This window comes from Paraburkholderia hiiakae (assembly GCF_904848665.1).
GTDB lineage: Bacteria > Pseudomonadota > Gammaproteobacteria > Burkholderiales > Burkholderiaceae > Paraburkholderia > Paraburkholderia hiiakae.
Genome location: NZ_CAJHCQ010000037.1, coordinates 20,967 through 41,570 on the forward strand (window position 1 = coordinate 20,967; position 20,604 = coordinate 41,570).

Sequence of the window (20,604 nt, forward strand, 5' to 3'; positions counted from 1 at the left end):
CGGTTATAGCGTGCGCGCGATCAGTTCCTTCATGATTTCATTGGAGCCGCCGTAGATCTTGCCCGCGCGCGCGTTCACGTAAAGCCGGGCAATCGGATACTCCATCATGTAGCCGTAGCCGCCATGCAACTGCAGGCATTCGTCGATGATTTCGCAATTTCGTTGCGTACTCCACCACTTTGCCATGGCCGCCGTTTCGGGATCGAGCTCACCCCGCAGCACCTTTGCCATGCAGTTGTCGATGAATGCGCGCGCAACCGTCGCGTTCGTCTTGCACTCCGCCAGCTTGAAGCGCGTGTTTTGCAGATCCAGCAACGGCGCGCCGAATACCTTGCGCTCACGCACATATTGCGTCGTCTCTTCAAGCGCCCTTTCCATCGCGCCCAGCGCGCCCAGCGCGATGATCATGCGCTCCTGCGGCAACTGCTGCATCAGCTGATAGAAGCCCTTGCCCTCTTCGGGACCGAGCAAGTTGGCGCATGGCACGCGCACATCATCGAAGAAGAGTTCTGCCGTGTCCTGCCCTTTCTGGCCGATCTTTTCGAGCACGCGGCCACGGCGAAAGCCCGCGAGACCCGCGCCGTGAGCATCCTTCGTCTCAACGACGACGATGGAGACACCCTTCGTACCCTTTGCGGGATCGGTCTTCACGACGACGCAGACGAGGTCCGCGTGCACACCGTTCGAGATGAAGGTCTTCGAACCGTTGATGACGTAGTGATCGCCTTCACGCACCGCCCGCGTCTTGATGCTCTTCAAGTCCGAGCCCGCACCGGGTTCCGACATCGCGATGGCGGCGACGTACTCGCCGCTCGCCATCTTCGGCAGCCACTTGTGCTTTTGCTCTTCGGAACCGTAACGCAGGAGGTAATGCGCGACGATGCCGCTATGCACGTTCGTGCCGAGGCTCGTCACCATGGCGCGCGACTGCTCGAGCGCGATGATCGCCTCGTGCGCGAAATTGCCGCCGCCGCCGCCGTATTCTTCGGGAATGCTTGCGCACAGCATGCCCACCTCACCCGCCTTGCGCCATATCTCGCGATCGACTTGCTGCTGTTTGCACCAACGCTCCTCGTGCGGCACCAGCTCGCGTTCGATGAACTTGCGGATCGAATCCTGGAACAACACCAGGTCGTCGGTGATCCATGGACGGCTTTGCACGGACATTGTGTGTTTCTCCTTCAATACGGCGTCTGCGGCGCAGAACGATCAGGGACGGCCGCCGCCGACCACGAGCACCTGGCCGGAGACATAGTTCGATTCCGGAATGCACATCAGATAAACCGAGCCCGCGGCTTCGGCCGGCGTACCGGCGCGCCCGACCGGAATCATCGCTTCGATGTTCTTCATCAATTGCGGATTCACGCCGACCTTGATCTCATTGCCGCCGATGTCGATAGTCGCCGAGTTGCCCTCGCCCGCCGTGGCTTCGGTGAGGCGCGTCTTGATGAGGCCGAACGCGACGCTGTTGACGTTCACCTTGTAGCGGCCCCATTCCTTCGCGAGCGCCTTCGTCAAGCCGTTGATCGCGGCCTTCGCGGCCGAGTAGTTCGCCTGGCCCGCGTTGCCCATCACGCCCGAAACCGACGAGATATTCACCACCTTGCGGAACACCTCCTGGCCCGCGTCGGCTTCCTGCTTCGCGGCCTCGCGGAAATAATCCGCCGCCGCGCGCAGGATGCGGAACGGAGCGTTCACGTGCACGTCCATAATCGCGTCCCACTGCTCGTCCGACATCTTCTGGATCACGTTGTCCCAGGTGTAGCCCGCGTTATTGACGATGATGTCGAGACGGCCGAACTCCTTGAGCGCCGTGCCCACGAAGCGCGTGCCGAAGTCCGCGTCGGTCACGCTGCCCGCGCATGCCACGGCGCGGCCACCCGCCGCGACGATTTCCGCGACTACGGCCTCGGCCGGCGCCGCGTCCAGATCGTTGACGACGATGGCTGCGCCATCGCCTGCGAGCTTCAATGCGATCTCACGACCGATACCGCGGCCCGAACCCGAAACGATCGCGACCTTGCCTACCAGTTTGCTCATGTTCTGTTGCTCCTCTGTTCTCTTGATTCAGGCGTCCAGCGCGATGACCGCTTCGCCGGACAGTTTGATTTCACCGTTCTCGTCCCGCGTCGTCAGGACCACGCGCACCGTGCGCGCCGCCTCGTCCTTCTCCTTCACGACACCTTCACAGCGGATCGCATTGCCCACCTGCGTGATCGCCGCGAAGCGCACCGAGAATTCGCGGATCGACTGCTGCGGCACCCAGTTGGTGAGCAAGCGGCCCAGATACGCCATCGACAGCATGCCGTGCGCGAAGACGTCGGGCATGCCGGCCGCGCGCGCGAAGTCGAGGTCGACGTGAATCGGGTTGTGATCGCCCGACGCACCGGCGTAAAGCGCGAGCGTGAGCCGGCTCAAAGGCGAGGTGACGAACGCCGGAAGCGGGCTTCCAACAGTTAGTTGTTCGAATTGAATGGATTGCATGACTACTCCCAGACTTTACGCATTGCCGTTAGCCGTTTCTCACGACGATGACGCCGCGCAGTTCGGCGACCGGTTTGCCCGTCACGTCGGTCACGCTCGTCTCACGAACAACGAATTCGAGCGCGCCGCCCTTCTTCTCGTAGATATCGGCGATACGCGTCTCGAACGTCAGCGTTTCGCCGGCAAAGGCCATACGGTGATAGCGAAACGATTGTTCGCCGTGCAGCACCTTGCCGATATCGATGTTCAGACGCTCTACCGTGGCGCGCGGATTGGGCGACTCCATCTCGAGGCAGAAGAAGAATGTCGGCGGTACCGGCAGCGCCGGATAGCCGGCATCGCGCGCGGCGGCCTCGTCGATGTAGCGGCTGTCCGTCTGCCCGGTCGCCTTCGCGAAGAGGCGCAGCCGCCCCGGTTCGGCCACGGCCTGGTGTCGCGAAACCAAAGCGCCGATATGGCTCCTGTCGATCATGACTATCGTTCCCTTTGTGGTTGCGCTTACTGGCGCTCGTAGAGCGTGACCACGCAAGCGCCGCCGAGCCCGAGGTTGTGCTGCAACGCGTGTCGCGCGCCTTCCACCTGACGCTCCTGCGCTTCGCCGCGCAGTTGCCAGACGAGTTCCGTGCACTGGGCGAGGCCCGTCGCGCCAAGCGGATGGCCCTTCGAGAGCAGACCGCCGGAGGGATTGGTGACGACACGTCCGCCGTAGGTGTTGTCACCGTCGAGGATGAACTTCTCCGCCGTGCCCGCGGGCGTGAGGCCGAGGCCCTCATAGGTGATCAGCTCGTTCGCGGTGAAGCAGTCGTGCAGTTCGACGACCTGGATGTCCTCAGGGCCGACGCCGGCCGCTTCATAGACCTGCTGTGCCGCGGCGCGGGTCATGTCGAAGCCCACGACCTTGCGCATGTCGCCTTCGTCGAACGTGCTGTTGCGATCGGTCGTCATCGACTGCGCCTTGATGATCACGCGCGTGTCGAGGCCATGCTTCTTCGCGAATGCTTCCGAGCAGACAATCGCGGCGGCCGCACCACACGTGGGCGGGCAGCATTGCAGACGCGTGAGCGGATCGAACACGGCGGGCGACGCCATCACTTCTTCGAGCGTAACCGTATTGCGGAACACGGCGAACGGATTGCGCGCGGCGTGCTGACGCGCCTTCACGGAAATGCGGCCGAAGGTCTCCGGCTTGATGTCGTATTCCTTCATGTAGTCGCGGCCCGCGCCGCCGAAGAACTGCGCCGCGCGCGGCGCGCCTTCTTCGTAGCCCTGCACCGCAGTCATGGTTCGCGCGAAGCGTTCCATCGGCGACGGCCGGTCGGTGTAGGCGCCTTTGAGCGCGCCAGGCACCATCTGCTCGAAGCCGAGTGCGATCGCGCATTCGACCGCGCCGCTTTCGACCGCCTGGCGCGCGAGAAAGAGCGCCGTCGAACCGGTCGAGCAGTTGTTGTTCACGTTGACGACCGGAATGCCCGTGAGGCCAACGCCATAGATCGCCGCCTGGCCCGAGGTCGAATCGCCATACACGTAGCCGACGTAGGCCTGCTGCACGAGTGCATAGTCGATGCGCGCATCGGCGAGCGCCGCCTTCGCGGCATTCGCGCCCATCGTCGCGTAGTCGTCACTTTGACCGGGCTTCGTGAACGGGATCATGCCCACGCCGGCTACCACCACCTTGTTGCTCATATGTCGATCCTGAAGAGTTGAATGGATAAAGGTTGACTCAGCCCACCTGCCGGCTATGGTTTTGCCAGTACGGCGCACGCAGTTCGCGCTTGAGAATTTTTCCGGCCGCCGAAAGCGGCATGGCATCGCGGAATTCGATCGATTTCGGGCACTTGTAACTGGCGATGAACTGCTTGCAGAATTCGCGCAACGTACTCTCGCTCAGGCTGCTACCGGGCCGCGCCACAACCACGGCATGCACGGCTTCGCCCCAGCGCGCATCGGGTATGCCGATCACCACGCATTGCGCGACGTCCGGGTGGCGCGAGAGCACATTCTCGACTTCGGCGGAGTACACGTTCTCGCCGCCGCTCACGATCATGTCCTTGAGACGATCGACGATGAAGAGGTAACCGTCGTCGTCCATATAGGCGCCGTCGCCCGTGTGCAGCCAACCGTCGCGCAGCGCCTCGGCCGTTTCGGCGGGCTTGTTCCAGTAGCCCTGCATCACGTTCGCTCCGCGCACGACGATCTCGCCCACGGTATTGCGCGGCAACTCGGCCCCGTCCGGTCCCACGATGCGTACCGTCACGCCAAGGCCGGGTCGCCCTGCCGATCGGTACAACCCGTTCGCACGGCCTTCGGGACCGTGGTTGACAGGCGGATTCACCGAGACGACGGGCGAGGCTTCCGTGAGTCCATACGCGTGATAGAACTCGATGCCGGGCAGCGCCGCGAGTGCGCGGTCGAGCACGGCGGCGCTGATCGGCGACGCGCCGTAATAGATGCGCTTGAGACTGCTCAGCGTGCGCCGCGCGAAGTCAGGGTGTTCGAGCACAGCCTGCAGCATCGTCGGCACGAGCAGCACTTCTTCGACCTGGTGACGCTCGATGGCCTCGAGCGTTGCACGCGCATCGAAGGTCGGCAGCACGACATGCGTGTCGCCTGCAATGAAGTGACCGACCGCGCGCGCCATCGCCGCCGTGTGAAAGAGCGGCGCGGCATGCAGCGAGACTGTCGTGCCGTAGTCGCGGAATTCAGCCATGCGCGACACCGCGGAAGCCCACAGGTTCAGATGCGACTGCATCACACCCTTGGGCTTGCCGGTCGTCCCGCCCGTGTACATGATCGAAGCGAGATCGTTGCCGCCGCGAAACACGTCGGGAACGGGCGTCGCGTCGGCGATCAGTTGCTCGTACGAGTGCATGCCCGCCGGCGTCTCGTGTTCGCCGGCATAAATGAGGACCGGACGGCGCTGCGCGGCTTCGGCGATCGCAGGGGTCATCGGCAGGAAGTGATCGTCGACGATCAGGATGCCGGCGTCGCAATCGTCGAGCGAGTAGACGATCTCCGGCACGCTCCAGCGGATGTTGACCGGATTGAGCACGCCACCGCCCCACCACACGCCGAGCAGATATTCGAGGTAGCGGTCCGAATTGAGGGCCAGCATGCTCACGCGCGCACCGGTATCCATACCGAGCTTTTGCAGCGCGCCGGCCAGTCGCGCGACACGCTCGTGCAGTTCGCGATACGTTCGCGAACGTTCTGCGTCGATGATGGCGATCCGTTCGGGCGACTGCTGCATGCAGCGATGCAAGCCTTGGGTCAGGTACATGATGTCTCCAGATTCTTTTCCGGGCCTTTCAGAATGGACAGCGGGCCGTCGTTTGAAGGCTACTTTAGGCAACTGCGCGCACGCTGTCCTGCATCGAAAGGAGGAATTCGCACGTGCGGGGGAATGGTTCGAAGGAACTACGACGGCACTCGGACGATGTGAAAGAATGACAATAAGATTGCGCCCGGTCGCTTCGTCATAAGTAGGGCGATAGCGGCCGGGCAGCGTGCCACAGAAGGAGGAGATAAGTTCGTGAACACAGTGGGCGCCGTCGGTGCGCGCGGCAAGGACAATATTGTGCCAGGTATCATTGCGTCGAAGCTTCTGCCGCCGGCAGACAACCCGACGCAACTGGCGCGCTCGCAGCTCGTCGACTCGATCGCCCGTGCGCATACGGCGCGGCTCGTCCTCATACGGGCGGCAGCCGGCTTTGGCAAGACCACAGTCATGGCGCAATATGCTGCACACTGCCGCACGCAGCGGCGCGATGCGGTATGGCTGCGTCTGGACAGCACCGATAACGATCTGCGCCGCTTCCTGCTGCATCTCGACGCGGGACTGCAGACGTTACCGGGCGCACGGCTCGACGGCCTCGCCGCCGTCCATAGCGGCAGCGAAGAACGCATCAGCACCGCGCTGATCGAGCGTGTCGCCGCACATGGCCGCCCGCTCTCGATCCTGCTCGACGACTTCGAGACGATCCAGAGTCCGCCAGTCCTCACGTTCACGCAACGGCTGATCGACGCGCTCGCCCCCGGGAGCCATCTCATCGTGGCCTCGCGCGTGACGCCGGAACTGGGTTTGGGTCGCATACGCGCGCGGGGCGAGTTACTCGATATCACGCCTGGCGCGCTGCGTTTCTCGCTCGCGGAAACCACGCGCTTCATTCGCGACCGCTGCGGCATTGCGCTGCGCGATCGGGAGATCGCCACGCTGCACCGCTGCACGGAAGGCTGGGTCACGGCCATCTACCTCGCCACACTCTCGCTGCGCACACGCACCGATCACGTGGCCTTCGTCGCCTCGTTTTCGGGCACCAATATCGAACTGGCCGAGTTTCTCGCTGAAGACATCCTCGCGCGACAAAGCGAGGCATGTCGCACGTTCCTGCTCGAAACGAGTGCGCTCTCGCAGTTCTCCGCCGAATTGTGCAACGACGTCATTGGGCGTACGGACAGCCGCGAAATGCTCGACTATCTCGAGCGCTCGAATCTGTTCATCGTTCCGCTAGATGGCGAGCGAAGCTGGTATCGCTATCACCGGCTTTTCGCGAGCTTTCTGCGTCACCGGTTGCACGCCGACCAACCGCAGCGCGAAGCACAGATACACGTTGCGGCCGCAAACTGGTTCATCCGCGCAGAGCGCCCCATTCCGGGCATCGAACATCTGCTCGACGCTGGCGAGCACGAGGTGGCGCTTGTGCAAATCGCGCGCAATTCGCGGCGCTTGCTGGGCGGCGGCCGCATCCGTCTGCTGATGCGCTGGCTCGATCGCATCCGGCCCGAGTTGCTGACATCGGCTCCGCGTGTGCGTCTAACCTACGCATGGGTCCTGCTGTTCAATCGACGTTACAGCGACGCGATGCACACCGCCCAGCAGATCGTGTCCGGGCACGCTCGCGACGACACCACCGACCCACTCGCCCTCGAAGCCGAGGCGTTGCGCGGTGTGCTGTTCGCCCTGACCGACCAGATCGAGGCCTGCCGCGACACCGGGCTTGCCACGCTCGAGCGGCTGCCGGACGACGCCAACTTTCCGTACTTCAGCCTCACCAATTCGCTCGCATTCAGCCTCGTTTCGACCTATCGATACGACGAAGCGCGCAGCGTGCTCTCTCGCGCGCTGCAGCGCCGCCAGGATCATCCTTTCGTCGTGATGCGCTCAATGGCCGAAGCGATCGAAGGCGTCATCGATCTCGTACAGGGGCGCCTCGGCACGGCCCTTGCTCGAATGGCCACTGCATCGATCCACGATTGGCGCGACCAACATGACGAGGCGGCGGTCGGTCGCACCAGCATCTACGGCCCGCGCTCGCTGGCGCTCTATGAGGCTGACGATCTCGACGAAGTCTCGCGCTTGCTGGGTGAAGCGCTGCCGCTCGCCAAGAGCGTCAGTCCGCCCGACTCGCTGATTACTGCCCATGTGCTCCTCGCCCGCATCGCGCTGATTCGCGGGGACAAGGAGCAATGGCTGCGCCTGCTCGCCGAACTCGAGCAGATCGGCCGCCTGATGAAATCCGAGCGGGCTGTCTGCTCCGCGTGGATTGAGCGCGCCCGCATTGCAACGCTCGAAGGACGGCTCGATGCCGCCGAACAGGCACTGCGCGCCGCATATCTGCACGCCAGTTGGGAGACGCCGGAGGTCTCCTTTCACGCCAACGATATCGACTTGCCCTCGCTGACGCGCCTGCGGCTCGACATCGCCTCCGGTCGATTCAGCACGGCAGAAGCCGGCCTGGCCGATGCGCTCGACCAGGCAAACGGCACGCAGCGGTACTGGCGCGCGCTCAAGATCCGGCTATTGCGCTCGCTTGCGCTCGACGGTCTAGGCCGGCGCGACGCGGCATTTGCCGACATCACCGAAGCACTGCGCGTGGCGAGTCACGAAGGCTTCGTGCGCACCTTCGTCGACGAAGGACAGCCCATGATGGCGCTCATTCGCGACTGGGCCCAAGAGCATCGGCAAGACATGGCTTCGCTCGGCGTTGTGGCAGCCTTTGTCGAACGGCTGCTCACCTACGCCGATGGAACACGCGAGAACCTCGAAACCGCCGGCCATGGGGCGCAACGCAAAGCGGGCTCGCCTCACGAAGAATTGACTTCGCGAGAGCTGGATGTTTTGCGCATGCTGTCCGCCGGGCATCGCAACAAGGGCATCGCCGAAAGGCTCTTCGTTTCTGAGCTGACGATCAAGTCTCACCTGCGCAAAATCAACGCCAAGCTTGGCGCGCAGAACCGTACACAGGCCGTCGCCATCGGGCGTGACAAAGGCCTGATTCCTTAAGGAAGTCGGTCGCACGTACACGCCGCATTAATACATCATATTATTCGGACTGCAGATTACTAAACTCCATGACGACATCTAACGATAACGCGCCGCGTGGCCCACTTAGTGAACTCAAAGTTCTGGACTTTTCGACGCTGCTCCCCGGGCCGTTTGCGACACAGATGCTTGCCGATCTCGGCGCCGACGTGATCCGCATCGAGTCCCCGACGCGCCCCGATCCGATCCGGCGCATGCCGCCTTCCGTGCACGGGCAGTCCGGCGTCCATGCCTGGCTCAATCGCAACAAGCGGTCGCTTGCAATGGATCTCAAGCACCCGGACAGCGTCGACGTCGTGCACCGGCTGGTTGGCGCCTATGACGTCGTGGTCGAGCAGTTCCGTCCTGGCGTCATGGCGCGCCTCGGCCTCGGCTATGAGCAGCTTCGCGAAATCAACCCCGCGCTCATCTATTGCTCGATAACGGGATTTGGCCAATCGGGGCCCTGGCGCGATCGTGCGGGCCATGACATCAACTATATGGCGCTTTCAGGCGTGGCTAGCTATGTCAGCGAGCATCAACCCACGCCGCTCGGCGTGCAGGTGGCGGACATTGGCGGGGGCAGCCTGCATGCCGTCGTGGCCATTCTCGCGGCACTCGCTCACCGCGGCCGAACCGGCGAGGGCCAGTATCTCGACGTAAGCATGACCGACGCCGCGTTCAGCCTGAACGCCATGGCAGGCGCCGCTTATCTCTGCGGCTGCGCGCCACCGTCATGCGGCACCGGGCGGCTCAACGGCGGATCGTTCTACGGCTACTATCGCACCGCCGATGGCCGCTTCTTTTCGGTCGGCAGCCTCGAACCACAGTTTTTTGGCGCGTTCAGCACGGCCATGGGGCATCCGGAATGGATCGACCTTCTGGGTCAGGGCACAATGCAAGCCACGGAGCAACTCAAGTCAAGCATTGCCGCTGCGTTCGCCTGCCAGTCATTCGATCATTGGTGCGCCGTCTTCGCGAACGTGGATTGCTGCGTGGAACCCGTGCTCACAATCGAAGAAGCCGCACACCATCCGCAGCTTGAGGCTCGTGCAATGCTGGTCGACGTCCCCACGGAAGCGGGCCCTGCTTACCGACAGGCTGCACATCCCGTGCAATTCTCGACCACTAAGCCCGTCTATCGGCACGCGGGCGTCACATTGGGCGCCGACAGCGAAGCAGTCCTCGCGCAAAGCGGCTACACGGATGGGGAAATTGCCGCGCTGTTCGCTGAGGGCGCCGTATCCGGCACACGCACGCCTGCTGCCACGGCAGTCGCCCAACGCTAATTAACGCTGGGCTCGGCACCGCACAGGGAGATATCGAGGATGAGCACAGGGCGTCACACTACCCTTCAGGAAGCGCCGCTGGAATACGCCGACGGAACCGCGCCAGGCGTGCCGATCGGCTTCCATCCGCTCGCGCCGATGAGAGGCTTCATGGCTCAGTTCGGCCCGCTATACCAGCACGACGCGACGCACGCGATCGGGCTTCGCGTCGAAGCTCATCATCTCAATCATCTCGGCATCGCGCATGGCGGCATGCTCGCGACCCTTGTGGATTCAGCCATTGGCATCGTGATGCTCCAACGGGTTGGCCGCAACCAACCCGGCGTGACCGCGCATCTCAGCCTGGATTACCTGAACCCGGCACGAGCCGGAGACTGGATCGAAGCGCATGTCGAACTCGACAAGATGGGTAGACGATTGCGCTTTGGAGGATGCCGTGTGGTGACGCGCGGCGTATGCCTGATGAAGGCCAGCGCGACGTTCGCCGTCCTGTCTGTGCCAGCGGAGCCGGTGCCCGAATCACACCGAAGGCCGCGTTGACGGAGAAAGTCTCTCGCGCACCTTGCGGCGTCACCACTCGCGTGACGCGGTCAACTGCCGTAGCGTTCGGACCGGTTCCACCTGGGAAGCCGCGCTATAGCGCGGGAGGCACCGCCGCCTGGAAGCGTTCACACCGATCTGCGCGGCGCCCGAGCGTTAGCCCAGCGCACCCGTCTGTCCGCTGATGGCCCATGCTCGTGCGCTTGCCGACGTTGCCCTGCCGGGTGGAAGTCGTAAGCGGCCGTAGCGGCAAAGTCATGAGGTGTCTACCTGAACTTTCCAAAGCTGTTCTGATACTGCTGTCGTCGATGAGCCGTGTGAACACTGAACGCTAACCCGGAAAAGGAATCCTTTGCGCGATGCGCTTGCGAATTAGCGCGGCCACGTCTCCGGAGCAGTTGTGAACACTTGCTAAGTAGTTTGCCCCCCTGAACAACCGCTGTAACGGCTAGAGTCCGAGCATGTTGCCGTTTCTTTCGCTTCGCGCACTCGCGGCTCGATGCGGCGATGGTCTGCCTCCTGAACTTAAAGCCTTGTTTGAACGCCAAGTGCGGCTAGCGACCGGTCTCGCCGCTACCATCGAGCCTGTCGAAACGGTGTCGCGTTCCTACGTGGCAGACGCGGTCGCCAACGTTCCTGTGAAGGAGTGCGGGGCTGATGGGTCGTCGGTGACTGTCTCGTGCTACCGCGTCGCCCCGAATATCTAGCCGCACCCGTGAGAACCGTTAAAACAAGTGCTTGATACCCACGCGCGAGAGGAATTGTTTGTCTGTCGACGAGGTGCCGGCCAGAGCGATCGATGCCTTGGTGCCGTCGCCGAATGCCCGCTGCGCATGCACGTCGAGGTAGACATCCGTGCGCTTCGAGAGCAGATAGTCCACGCCACATGACAGTGTTAGCCAATGCGAGGCATCGAGCTTGTCGTACGAGATCTTGGTGGCGAGCACGAGGTCGGGCCGCGGCCGATAATCTCCGCCAACGTGAATCACCTGATCCTGAGCGCTGGCGCTACCAAGTTCCAGATGGGTATTGGTATAGACCGCTGACACCCGCCACGCACCTGGTGCATAGGTTGCGCCAAACCCGAAGATGCGCTGCTTGTCGACGAGCAAGGCGGTAGCGGGCGTGATCGGATGTCCGAAGATTTCCGGCGCGCCAGTCATGCCAGCGTAGACGGGCGCGCCATTGATGTCGGTGTAATAGGCGCCTGCGGCAAACGCGCTGTTGGTGTATTGCACCGTTGCACTCACCGCGCGTCCGGCGTTCGTCGTCGTGCTACCGGAACTTGCGCCGAAGCTGTACTGCGCACCGGCAGAAAAGCCCGCGAAAGTGCGCGACATGAATTGCACGGTGTTGTTCAACCGCTCGCCGGAGACCCGATCCAGGTCGCCGTTTTCGACACTGTAGATGCCACAGGACAAGCAGGGAAGATAGCGAATCATGGAGTACGCGAAGTCGTATTGACGCCCGAGCGTCAAATCTCCAATCGACGCATCGCCCAGGCCGACGTAGGCCTGTTTGCCGAACAGCAACCCGCCCTGCCCCAGCGCACCCGTATCCACCGAATAGCCGTTTTCCAGCTTGAATAGCGCATGCTTGCCGCCGCCCAGGTCTTCGACACCACTGAAACCCAGCGAGTTGTTCTTGTTGATGCCGTCTGCCATGGCGAACGACGAACTGCCGTGAACGTTGTTCACGTACGTCAGCCCGGTATCGAGGCTACCGAAGATCGTCACGCTCGACTGTCCGTTCGCAGCACCGTTCATACTGGCCAGCACGAGGCCGGCGATCATGGTCTTTTTCATGTCTCGCTCTTTTGTCTTTATGGTGAAAATGCAGGCGCGCGAGCGCCCCTGCCGGGCTCACGCCCGGCATGATGGGAAGGTGCTGCATGTAGCCGGCCCGGAGCGGGCGCTGCCGCGCAGGGCCCGGTGGGCTATCTGGACACGTCCACGTTGCGTGTTTCGGGGAGCATTGCCATGGCGGCAAGGCTCAGCACGCTGGTCGCCGCCATGTACCAGGCGGGCGCCATCGGGCTGCCGGTCCAGGCAATCAGGGCCGTGACGGCAAACTGCGTGGTGCCGCCGAACAGCGTCGTGCCGATCGCGTAGACGAGCGACACACCCGTGCTACGGAAAGCCGCGGGCAACAGCTCGGGCATGACCACCATCGCCGCCGTCGCGCTCATGGCCGTCAGCAAAGCGAGAATCACCGTCACCAGCAGGAAGCTCATTGCGCCCGGCGCGGCCTGGAGCCACAGGAACATCGGCACGCTCAACAGCATCAGGAGCACGCGCGGTGCAATCAGCACGATCTTGCGGCCGCGCATGTCGCACAGCCATCCGCCGAGCAACCCGCCCGCGAAAGTCAACAGGCCGCCGACCAGTGCGCTGGTCTGCGCGATCGTTGGCGGCAGCTTCAGCGTCTGGATCGCGTAGGTCGTCATGTAGTTGCCGATCTGCGAGGAGACCGCGCCCGACAACGTCATCAACACGCCCAGCACCAGATAGCGCCGATGCGTGCGAACGACGCCGCCCAATACTTCGGATGCCGTACGACCGTCGTTGTCTTCGAGCGTTTCGGGCAGGCTCCGGCGAATATAGACAGCCACAGGAACGAGTAGCAGGCTCACGATGAACGGAATACGCCAGCCCCACGCCGCCAGCTGGTCCGCGCGCAACGTCATCGATACCAGAACGCCGAACATGCCCCCCACGGCAACCGCGATGCCCTGGCTTGCGAGCTGCCAGCTTGCATAGAGCGCACGCCGCCCGGGCGGTGCGGCTTCGATGAGGAGCGCCGTCGCCGGACCGACCTCGCCGCCTAGCGCAAAGCCTTGCACGAGCCGGCACAGCACCACGATGAGCGGCGCCGCCATGCCGATGCTCGCGTACGACGGCGTGGCGGCCATGCCCAGGGTGCCAACCGTAATCAGCGCGACCGTGAGAATGAGTGCGGGCTTGCGGCCCGCGCGATCGGCAAAAGCGCCGATCAACACCGCACCTAGCGGGCGCGTGAAGAAACCCACGCCGAACGTCGCCGCCGCAAGCAGCAGGCTCCCGTACTGGCCACCGACCGGAAAGAAAGCGCGCCCGATATAGACGGCAAAGTACGCGTAAATCACGAAATCGTAGAATTCGAGCGCATTGCCGGTAACAGCCGCCGCAACGGCCTTGCGGCTGATGACCGGTCGCACGCCGCTTACGGCTCCGGCCGGCTCTGTGTTTGGGGCGCCCGGGCAATTGCCGGGCGCGTCGACAAGGGTAGAACGCATGATGTCTCCGTTATCCTGGGCTGATCGTTCGCGTACGCTTCAACCGGCCTCGGTCGTGTTCGCTGCCTCCTGCAAGCCGCGCACGGTCTGCAGAAATACGTCGCGTCCCTGTTGCCAGATCGCGGCTTGCCAGTCGTCGGCCTGCGGATAGAACGCGTCCCTGAGCGCCTGGCGAATCGACGCGGCCTGCGCCACGTCGGCGCCGCCACTTCGATGCAGCCAGTGCTCCGCACGCAATGCGGGCAGCACAAGCGACGGCGGATGCGTACCGAACTCCAGGCAGACATTGGTGTGCTCGGCCTGCGGGCACGCTTCGAACTGACCGTACTGAATCGGGCCGGTCATCGGAATGCTGGTCGACGTGCCCTGATTCACCGAGGTCACATCGTCGCCCCACCACCGGCGGGCGCGCGCCAAAGCGCCGCCTTCATCGAGACAGGCGAAAATCCGCTCGCCGTGGCCATAGGGACCGAGGCCCGTATGAATGTCGATCGAGCCGATGCGAAGGCAACGCTGGGCGTACTCGCGAAGAATCCGGCGGAACGTGCGATTGCTCCATGCCGGTTCGGCGCCGCCGTAGTGAAGCCCGTCCGCGAAGACGTACTGGCCCAGTCCGACTGCGCGCTGAAAGCCGCGCGCGCCCCATTGCCTGCGCAACTGGTCGAGCGTCGATTCGTTGTCGTCCGCGGGCGGCCACGTGGCCGGCAACAGCAGGTCGTGGATTTGTGCGTACCGCTCGTTCACTGGCTGCGAGGCGCTGAAATCGACGAAGTTGCGGTTGAGATCGACGTTCTCCTGTGTCGCGCGACGAGAATGCGAAAAGCCATAAGGGTTGACGGCATGGATATGCAGCACGGCAGTGTCGGCGCCGGAGACAGGCCCGAGACCCAGCACGCCGGTCTGGATGGCGGAGCCGCAATAGCCTTCCACGCCGTGCACGCCGCTGATGAGAATCACGAGTTTCGCAGCATCACGCGGCCCATCCAGCACGACATCGGTCGCGAGCGTTTCTCCGTCTTTGCCTTCGAGCGGCAGGACATGCGAGTCGACGGCGAGGCCCCGTGCGGCGGCAGCATTGAGGAATTTGTCGCGCGCTTCAGCGTAGGTGCGACTGAACAGTGCGCGGAATTGAGTGTTCGACATGATTCGATCGGTTGTTTTATGTATCTCGCTGGAGCGCGTCAATCGCGCGCAATGGGTACGCGCTGGTCCCGGCGCGAACGGCAAGCGGCGCCAAAGGCTTCAAAAATGGCGAGAGATAGCGGGCTGTCGTCGATGCGCATTTCGGGGTGCCACTGAACAGCCAGCGTGAATTGCGGCGCGGAGCCAATCGAGAACGCCTCAATAAGTCCGTCAGTAGCGACGGCCTCCGGGCGCAACCCATCGCCCAGGCGGTCGATTCCCTGGTGATGCAGCGAATTCACCTGCGCCACAGGGTTCGTGGCGAGCTTGTCGAGCACACCGCCGGGCATGATCCGAACGGCGTGGCTGTCGTCGTACCAGCGCTCGATGGGACGGTCGTGATCGCCCTCGCGATGATCGAGCCGGCCAGGCTGTGCGTGAACCGCGGCTTCGAGCGTGCCGCCATACATCACATTGAGTTCCTGCAAGCCACGGCAAATGCCGAGCGTCGGGATACCGGCTGCGATCAGGCCCGGCAACACGTCGAGCACGGCCGAATCGCGCCAAGGATCCTGTCTTGTCGTTGCTGACAGCGGCGAAGCACCATAGCGCTCGGCGGCGACATTGGAAGGGCTGCCGGTCAGCACGATGCCGTCGAGGGTCGCGGCCAGCGTCTCGCCGTCCAGGGCTTCGGTGCAGGCCGGCAACAGCACGGGCAACGCTCGCGCGATCGTGGCGACGGCACGCACGTAGCCGTGCAGGACGGAATGCCCGCGATGCCCGTAGTGCTCGATGCTATCGGCGATGATGCCGACAACCGGGCGGCGCTGGGGTGGGGTCGTATCGAGAGGCATGGGCGTGAAGAGTGAGTCAATGCCCGCGCAGTCTAAGCAGCCATGCGACTTGTGTACATTGCGTATTTCTGGGGGATACAATGCAGTTTCTGCAAGTGAGTCCACCCAATGAATACCCGCCAGATCCGGCACTTTCTCGCCTTGCTCGATCACGGCTCGCTTGCGGCGGCGGCTGAAGCTGTTCATTTGAGCCAGCCCGCACTTTCCCGCAGCATCCGCTCGATGGAAGAACTGTTGGGCGTACCGCTCTTTGACCGAACCGAGCGCCGGCTGCGGCCGACGCCCTACGCACAAGCCTACGAGCCTCGCGCGCGGCGGATCATTCTCGACGAAAAGGAAGGCGCACGGCTGCTGGCGCTGATGCAATCGGGCGAATCGGGATCGCTGGCGTTCGGAATGGGTTCGTCGCTCGCGCCCATTCTCCTCGAGCCCATCATGCTCGGTTTGATGAGCAAGTCGCCCGGGGTGAGACTGCATAGCGTGATCGAAACATCCGAACGGCTAGTGGCCGCGCTGCTGGCCGAACGCCTCGATTTTTTTGTCGGCGATATTCGCGTCGCGCGAGAGCATGCCGATTTGCGCGTCATTGCGTTGTACCCCTGCACCTTCGGCTGGTTCGCGCGGCGTGGGCATCCGCTCGCGGGCAAGCGGAAGGTGACGTTCGACGATATGCGAGCGTATCCGCTCATTGCCGCCGGCTACGTCGAACCCTCGCTGGCCCGGCGCCTGGGCGACCTTTATGGTCTGAGTGCGCCCGTCATCGATTATTTCTCCGTGACCACCGATGACGTCGGCACGGTTCACAGCGTTCTGCAAAAGAGCGACGCAATCGTCGCCCTGACCGAACTCGCGATCATCTCGAAACTGGAATCTGGCGATGCGGCGGCGCTCGCCGTCGACCCGCCACTCGTGATGGACCTGACGCTGGGCATCGTGCATCACGCCGAGCGCACGCTCGTGCCCGCTGCGCAGCAGGCATTCGAGATTGTTGCCGACTGTTTTTCCAGGGTCGGCGCGCGGATTGCCGCTGGTAAGGCCAGTAGGCCGTGAGCCGATTGTTTTAAAAAAATCGCCGGATTTTGCGCTCCTCGTTTCTATCCTGACGTTCGCATAGCAGCGACCATGAGTGACCGTCTCACCGAAGCTGAATACGCACTTACGAACCGTTACGGTCCGTCGAGCCAACTCGACCTTTAGGGCGGCTTCGGAGTGGAGTAGCCGATAGAGCCCTGGCGTGGCCCAAGGTTGCTTCAAAAGCAGTGCGAAGCGAGCGGTTGCTGGAATTACCTCGACGCGTCGGACTCGCTATCGGGAAACTCCCTCAACAAGTCGATAAACGCCCGCAACCCCGCAGGAATATGCCGGTTACCGGGAAAATAGAGGAAAAGGCCGGGAATGAACGGACACCAGTCACTCAGCACCGCGACGAGCCGCTTGCGTACCAGCGCGTCACGCGCATAAGGCTCCGGCACGTATGCAATGCCGAGTCCGTCCAGCGCTGCTTCGAGCATCAGCGTATTGCTGTCGAGGGTGAGCACGCCGGGCGGATCGATCGTGAACTCCTGCCCGTGACGCGTGAACTCCCAGCGATAGCGTTTGCCGCTCGGTAGACGTTGCCGGATGCAGCGATGCGTCTGCAACTCCTCCGGCACAGCGGGCCACCCATGCTTGCGCAGGTAACGCGGCGACGCCACGGCAAGAAAGCGCAAATCTTCACTGACGCGCACCGCAATCATGTCCTTGTGTACAGCCTCGCCGAGCCTCACACCCGCATCGAAGCCTTCGGCGACGATATCGACGAACCGCCCTTCCGAGACGAGGTCCAGTTCCATCTGCGGATACCTCGCCAGAAAGCGCGGAACGACGGTCTGCAGCAATTGCCGGATCGCTCCGTCGCTGCCATTGATCCGAAGCGTGCCGCGAAGCGCCTTGTCGTCGCGCGCGACGTCGTCGAGCGCATGATCGAGATCGCTTAGCACAGGGCGCAGACGCGCGAGCAGTCGCTCGCCCGCCTCCGTCAGCGACACGCTGCGGGTGGTCCGGTTCAGCAGGCGCGCATCCAGATCGCTTTCGAGCCCGCGCATCGCATGGCTCAGCGCCGAGCGCGACACACCCAGTTCGCCCGCGGCCTGCACGAAGCTACGCCGCGCGGCGACGATCATGAAGGCACGCAGATCGGCGAGAGTCGCTTTGCTCATTGGTGAATTTCCTTCAACACATGATGCGGATTAGCGGTACTTCTCCAACGAATCCTACCGTTCTAGCATGAACTCTCAATCCTTCCAACGGAGAGTGAGCATGACGAAGAACTGGCTGATAACGGGCGCCTCAAGCGGCCTGGGTCGCGGACTAACGGAACAACTGCTTGCCCGCGGTGACGGCATCGTCGCGACGCTGCGCAAGCCTCGTGCACTGGACGATCTGCTGGCTCAATACGGCGACCGTCTGCATGTCGTCGAATGCGACCTGACGAGCGTCGATGCCATTAGCGCCGCCGTCGCGCAGGCATTTGCGGCGCTCTCGCGCATCGACATCGTTGTCAGCAACGCGGGCTATGGCCTCTTTGGTGCGGCCGAAGAACTGAGCGACGCTCAGATCGCACGGCAAATCGCGACGAACCTGACGGGGTCAATCCAGTTGATCCGCGCGGTCATTCCACGTCTGCGAGAACAAGGCGGTGGGCGCATCGTGCAGGTGTCGTCGGAAGGCGGACGAATAGGCTATCCCGCCTTTAGCGTCTATCAAGCGAGCAAGTGGGGTATCGAGGGCTTCGTCGAGGCGACCGCAAAGGAAGTCGGTCCGTTCGGCATTGACTTCGTGATCATGGAACCCGGTCCGACGCGCACGAACTTCGGCACTGGCCTCGATCGCGCGGTGCCGATGAGCGCGTACGACGCCACGCCCGTCGGTGAAATCCGGCGCGCGCTCGACGCCGGCTACTTCGAATTTGCGGATGCAGCAAAGACAGTCGACGCGATGATCACCACGATCGACAGTCCGTCCCCACCGTTTCGGCTTGCGCTGGGTAAGTCCGCGTACGAATCGATACGCGCGTCGCTGACGAGGCAGCTTGAGATCCTGGAGGCGCAGAAGGAGATCGCGTTGTCGGTGATGGAAGATGCGTAGTCGAATGGTTGACCTGATGTTAATGGTCAACCTTGTTGTCGATTGCGTGCTGTGCGGCGGTAAAACTCGCGGTGAAGGCTTCGTCTTCCGTTTCGAAAACCCGGTTCCCTTCGGCGACGAGCCGAATGGGGACGCCGATCGGCCTCTTCGGTTCCGCTGTACAGACACTCACGACGGCAACGTACCCCGACGACCGTCCGAGCGCGAACTCCTTCGAAACAGCCCGCACGGACTCAAGCCTTACGGTGACCTCAAAGCCCTTGTACCAGTCGATTCTTTGCATTGGCCCCACCGGTTCGAAAAAGATTACCGAGAAATCCCTGCCAAACAACTGCGCGAAAAATCATGCCGCGGCAAGGCTCGCCACTGATCCGTGGCCCTACGCTTACCATCCTTCTGCGACTCGTGTGGCCATCGTATTTCTCCCGTGGTGGCGAACGCTGACGCTTCGCATGAGCGAATGCACGCATGCATTCGGTCACAAGCAACGTGTCGGAGGCCCCCACTCTCAACGCAGCGCGCGCTCGAGCGCTCCCCGCGGCGAGCGCCTCATCCGACCGTATGACATAGCCGAGTTCGATGCAAGTTTTTCGACGGATCGCGGCGAAAAGCTGTTGTTGGGTCGCCCGCCGGTAAGCTCGTAACGTTCAGATGTTTGTATGCGTTCAATGAGCGGCGTCGCAGGCCTGTAATAAGGGATCGGACGGTATCTTTCTAGTGAAACGGAAAGCGAAAAGCACAGGGCCGACCGGCGTGCGTAGTCCCGGTATCGCGCCCACGAGTCGCTCTTGCCGCGATCCGCTTATGGCGGGTGCATCGATCGGCGTCTCCGCGACACTCACAGATGTCGTGTTAATCCCTGAGACCCTCGACGCCACCGAAGCAGTTGATGTGGGTGGAGACAGAAAAAATGAACGAATCCACGGACGCAGAACAAGCGGGAAGTAGAAGCTTCGCTGATCGCATCACGTTTTTAGGCGACTCTTTAAGGAAAAATATCGCCACATTTCGTCAGCGTCGACTTGGCGGCCATCGTTCAACTCTCTCGACAACAGACATTCCTGATCGGCGCTTCCTCGGCGACCTCGAATCTGAAGCGCAACACCGTTTTCGTCCGCCCTGAGTCCCCCGATGTGCGGGCACTCATCGAGGGAATCAAAGCTGGGCGAGCAAAAGTACCGAAAGCGCGGCGACCACCCACATCGCCGGTTTGACTTCCTCTACTCGTCCTACGAACAGCTTCAGCACGACGAAGCTCAGAAAGCCCCACGCGATTCCGTCACTGATCGAATAGGTTAGCGGAATCAGAATCATTGCAATGAACGCCGGGATCGCTTCGTCGAATTGATGCCATTCAATCTTCGTGATCGATTCCATCATGAAAACGCCGACGAGAATTAGTGCTGGCGCAGTCGCGATCGCCGGCACGAGCGAGAGCAGCGGCGAGAGGAACAGGAACGGGAGAAAGCATAGCCCCGCGACTACGGCCACGAAGCCCGTGCGTCCGTGAGCTTCCCTTGAAATTTCGCCTTCCAGCAGGTCGCGTATAAACTCGACCCAAAGGAAGGAAAGCAGAGATGTTCAAGGTACCGCACCAGGTGTACACGGCAGAGTTCA

Annotated in this window: 18 protein-coding genes and 1 pseudogene; 7 read left to right on the forward strand and 12 right to left on the reverse strand. The window is 62.7% G+C overall.

Going from position 1 to position 20,604, the window contains the following annotated elements:
* Positions 1–3: 3 nt before the first annotated feature.
* Genes JMY28_RS37495 through JMY28_RS37520 form a run of 6 tightly spaced genes read right to left on the reverse strand, consistent with a single transcriptional unit; the run spans position 4 to position 5,761 of the window.
* Entirely contained in the window at positions 4–1,167 is a 1,164-nt protein-coding gene (locus JMY28_RS37495; RefSeq protein WP_201700929.1) for an acyl-CoA dehydrogenase family protein, read from the reverse strand.
* A gap of 42 nt (positions 1,168–1,209) precedes the next feature.
* Positions 1,210–2,040, reverse strand: a complete 831-nt coding sequence (locus JMY28_RS37500) for an SDR family NAD(P)-dependent oxidoreductase (RefSeq protein WP_201700930.1) — start codon at positions 2,038–2,040, stop codon at positions 1,210–1,212.
* Positions 2,041–2,067: 27 nt separating this feature from the next.
* A complete protein-coding gene (locus JMY28_RS37505) occupies positions 2,068–2,484 on the reverse strand; it encodes a MaoC family dehydratase (protein ID WP_201700931.1) in 417 nt (138 codons plus the stop codon).
* Positions 2,485–2,512: 28 nt separating this feature from the next.
* Positions 2,513–2,956, reverse strand: a complete 444-nt coding sequence (locus tag JMY28_RS37510; RefSeq protein ID WP_201700932.1) for a MaoC family dehydratase N-terminal domain-containing protein — start codon at positions 2,954–2,956, stop codon at positions 2,513–2,515.
* 26 nt (positions 2,957–2,982) lie between these two features.
* The gene (locus JMY28_RS37515; RefSeq protein ID WP_201700933.1) at positions 2,983–4,167 is read right to left on the reverse strand and encodes a lipid-transfer protein; all 1,185 of its coding nucleotides are present in this window, start codon (positions 4,165–4,167) and stop codon (positions 2,983–2,985) included.
* Between the two features lie 37 nt (positions 4,168–4,204).
* The gene (locus tag JMY28_RS37520; protein ID WP_201700934.1) at positions 4,205–5,761 is read right to left on the reverse strand and encodes an acyl-CoA synthetase; all 1,557 of its coding nucleotides are present in this window, start codon (positions 5,759–5,761) and stop codon (positions 4,205–4,207) included.
* A gap of 252 nt (positions 5,762–6,013) precedes the next feature.
* Between JMY28_RS37520 and JMY28_RS37525 the strand changes: the two genes are divergently transcribed.
* The 3 genes from JMY28_RS37525 to JMY28_RS37535 all read left to right on the forward strand — a co-directional run bounded on the left by JMY28_RS37525 (position 6,014) and on the right by JMY28_RS37535 (position 10,611).
* Positions 6,014–8,764, forward strand: coding sequence for a LuxR C-terminal-related transcriptional regulator (locus tag JMY28_RS37525; protein WP_201700935.1), 2,751 nt, complete (start codon positions 6,014–6,016; stop codon positions 8,762–8,764).
* A 68-nt stretch (positions 8,765–8,832) separates the two neighbouring features.
* Complete coding sequence (locus JMY28_RS37530; RefSeq protein WP_201700936.1) at positions 8,833–10,071, forward strand: CaiB/BaiF CoA transferase family protein; 1,239 nt, start codon at positions 8,833–8,835, stop codon at positions 10,069–10,071.
* 108 nt (positions 10,072–10,179) lie between these two features.
* Positions 10,180–10,611, forward strand: a complete 432-nt coding sequence (locus JMY28_RS37535; RefSeq protein ID WP_236597222.1) for a PaaI family thioesterase — start codon at positions 10,180–10,182, stop codon at positions 10,609–10,611.
* A 725-nt stretch (positions 10,612–11,336) separates the two neighbouring features.
* Here JMY28_RS37535 and JMY28_RS37540 read toward each other — a convergent pair.
* The 4 genes from JMY28_RS37540 to JMY28_RS37555 form a co-directional block, all read right to left on the reverse strand.
* Positions 11,337–12,416, reverse strand: coding sequence for a porin (locus JMY28_RS37540; protein WP_201700938.1), 1,080 nt, complete (start codon positions 12,414–12,416; stop codon positions 11,337–11,339).
* 131 nt (positions 12,417–12,547) lie between these two features.
* Positions 12,548–13,885 carry an MFS transporter gene (locus tag JMY28_RS37545; protein WP_201700939.1) on the reverse strand — a complete coding sequence of 446 codons (1,338 nt, stop codon included), beginning with the start codon at positions 13,883–13,885 and terminating at the stop codon, positions 12,548–12,550.
* 39 nt (positions 13,886–13,924) lie between these two features.
* Entirely contained in the window at positions 13,925–15,028 is a 1,104-nt protein-coding gene (locus tag JMY28_RS37550; RefSeq protein ID WP_201700940.1) for a M14 family metallopeptidase, read from the reverse strand.
* Between the two features lie 38 nt (positions 15,029–15,066).
* A complete protein-coding gene (locus JMY28_RS37555) occupies positions 15,067–15,861 on the reverse strand; it encodes a gamma-glutamyl-gamma-aminobutyrate hydrolase family protein (RefSeq protein WP_201700947.1) in 795 nt (264 codons plus the stop codon).
* A gap of 141 nt (positions 15,862–16,002) precedes the next feature.
* On the opposite strand from JMY28_RS37555, the gene JMY28_RS37560 reads away from it, so the two are divergent.
* Positions 16,003–16,911, forward strand: coding sequence for a LysR family transcriptional regulator (locus tag JMY28_RS37560; protein WP_236597223.1), 909 nt, complete (start codon positions 16,003–16,005; stop codon positions 16,909–16,911).
* Positions 16,912–17,144: 233 nt separating this feature from the next.
* Here the strand turns inward: JMY28_RS37560 and JMY28_RS37565 are convergent, their stop codons facing one another.
* The gene (locus JMY28_RS37565) at positions 17,145–18,059 is read right to left on the reverse strand and encodes a LysR family transcriptional regulator (protein WP_201700942.1); all 915 of its coding nucleotides are present in this window, start codon (positions 18,057–18,059) and stop codon (positions 17,145–17,147) included.
* A gap of 100 nt (positions 18,060–18,159) precedes the next feature.
* Here JMY28_RS37565 and JMY28_RS37570 point away from each other — a divergent pair, with 100 nt between their 5' ends.
* The 3 genes from JMY28_RS37570 to JMY28_RS37580 all read left to right on the forward strand — a co-directional run bounded on the left by JMY28_RS37570 (position 18,160) and on the right by JMY28_RS37580 (position 20,110).
* Positions 18,160–18,987: an SDR family oxidoreductase gene (locus tag JMY28_RS37570; protein WP_201700943.1), complete on the forward strand. Its 828-nt coding sequence runs from the start codon at positions 18,160–18,162 to the stop codon at positions 18,985–18,987.
* A gap of 4 nt (positions 18,988–18,991) precedes the next feature.
* A complete protein-coding gene (locus JMY28_RS37575; protein ID WP_201700944.1) occupies positions 18,992–19,357 on the forward strand; it encodes a hypothetical protein in 366 nt (121 codons plus the stop codon).
* A 540-nt stretch (positions 19,358–19,897) separates the two neighbouring features.
* On the forward strand, positions 19,898–20,110 hold the full coding sequence (locus tag JMY28_RS37580; RefSeq protein ID WP_201700945.1) for a hypothetical protein: 213 nt from the start codon (positions 19,898–19,900) through the stop codon (positions 20,108–20,110).
* Between the two features lie 32 nt (positions 20,111–20,142).
* Here the strand turns inward: JMY28_RS37580 and JMY28_RS37585 are convergent.
* Positions 20,143–20,499 (reverse strand): annotated as a pseudogene (locus tag JMY28_RS37585) (solute carrier family 23 protein); the annotation flags it as partial.
* Positions 20,500–20,604 lie beyond the last annotated feature (105 nt).

Excerpts from the sequence above, each read along its gene's own strand:
- JMY28_RS37495 (WP_201700929.1), bottom strand. The coding sequence starts at position 1,167 with ATGTCCGTGCAAAGCCGTCCATGGATCACCGACGACCTGGTGTTGTTC.
- JMY28_RS37500 (WP_201700930.1), bottom strand. The coding sequence starts at position 2,040 with ATGAGCAAACTGGTAGGCAAGGTCGCGATCGTTTCGGGTTCGGGCCGC.
- JMY28_RS37505 (WP_201700931.1), bottom strand. The coding sequence starts at position 2,484 with ATGCAATCCATTCAATTCGAACAACTAACTGTTGGAAGCCCGCTTCCG.
- JMY28_RS37510 (WP_201700932.1), bottom strand. The coding sequence starts at position 2,956 with ATGATCGACAGGAGCCATATCGGCGCTTTGGTTTCGCGACACCAGGCC.
- JMY28_RS37515 (WP_201700933.1), bottom strand. The coding sequence starts at position 4,167 with ATGAGCAACAAGGTGGTGGTAGCCGGCGTGGGCATGATCCCGTTCACG.
- JMY28_RS37520 (WP_201700934.1), bottom strand. The coding sequence starts at position 5,761 with ATGTACCTGACCCAAGGCTTGCATCGCTGCATGCAGCAGTCGCCCGAA.
- JMY28_RS37530 (WP_201700936.1), top strand. The coding sequence starts at position 8,833 with ATGACGACATCTAACGATAACGCGCCGCGTGGCCCACTTAGTGAACTC.
- JMY28_RS37540 (WP_201700938.1), bottom strand. The coding sequence starts at position 12,416 with ATGAAAAAGACCATGATCGCCGGCCTCGTGCTGGCCAGTATGAACGGT.
- JMY28_RS37545 (WP_201700939.1), bottom strand. The coding sequence starts at position 13,885 with ATGCGTTCTACCCTTGTCGACGCGCCCGGCAATTGCCCGGGCGCCCCA.
- JMY28_RS37550 (WP_201700940.1), bottom strand. The coding sequence starts at position 15,028 with ATGTCGAACACTCAATTCCGCGCACTGTTCAGTCGCACCTACGCTGAA.
- JMY28_RS37555 (WP_201700947.1), bottom strand. The coding sequence starts at position 15,861 with ATGCCTCTCGATACGACCCCACCCCAGCGCCGCCCGGTTGTCGGCATC.
- JMY28_RS37565 (WP_201700942.1), bottom strand. The coding sequence starts at position 18,059 with ATGAGCAAAGCGACTCTCGCCGATCTGCGTGCCTTCATGATCGTCGCC.
- JMY28_RS37570 (WP_201700943.1), top strand. The coding sequence starts at position 18,160 with ATGACGAAGAACTGGCTGATAACGGGCGCCTCAAGCGGCCTGGGTCGC.
- JMY28_RS37575 (WP_201700944.1), top strand. The coding sequence starts at position 18,992 with ATGGTTGACCTGATGTTAATGGTCAACCTTGTTGTCGATTGCGTGCTG.
- JMY28_RS37580 (WP_201700945.1), top strand. The coding sequence starts at position 19,898 with ATGAACGAATCCACGGACGCAGAACAAGCGGGAAGTAGAAGCTTCGCT.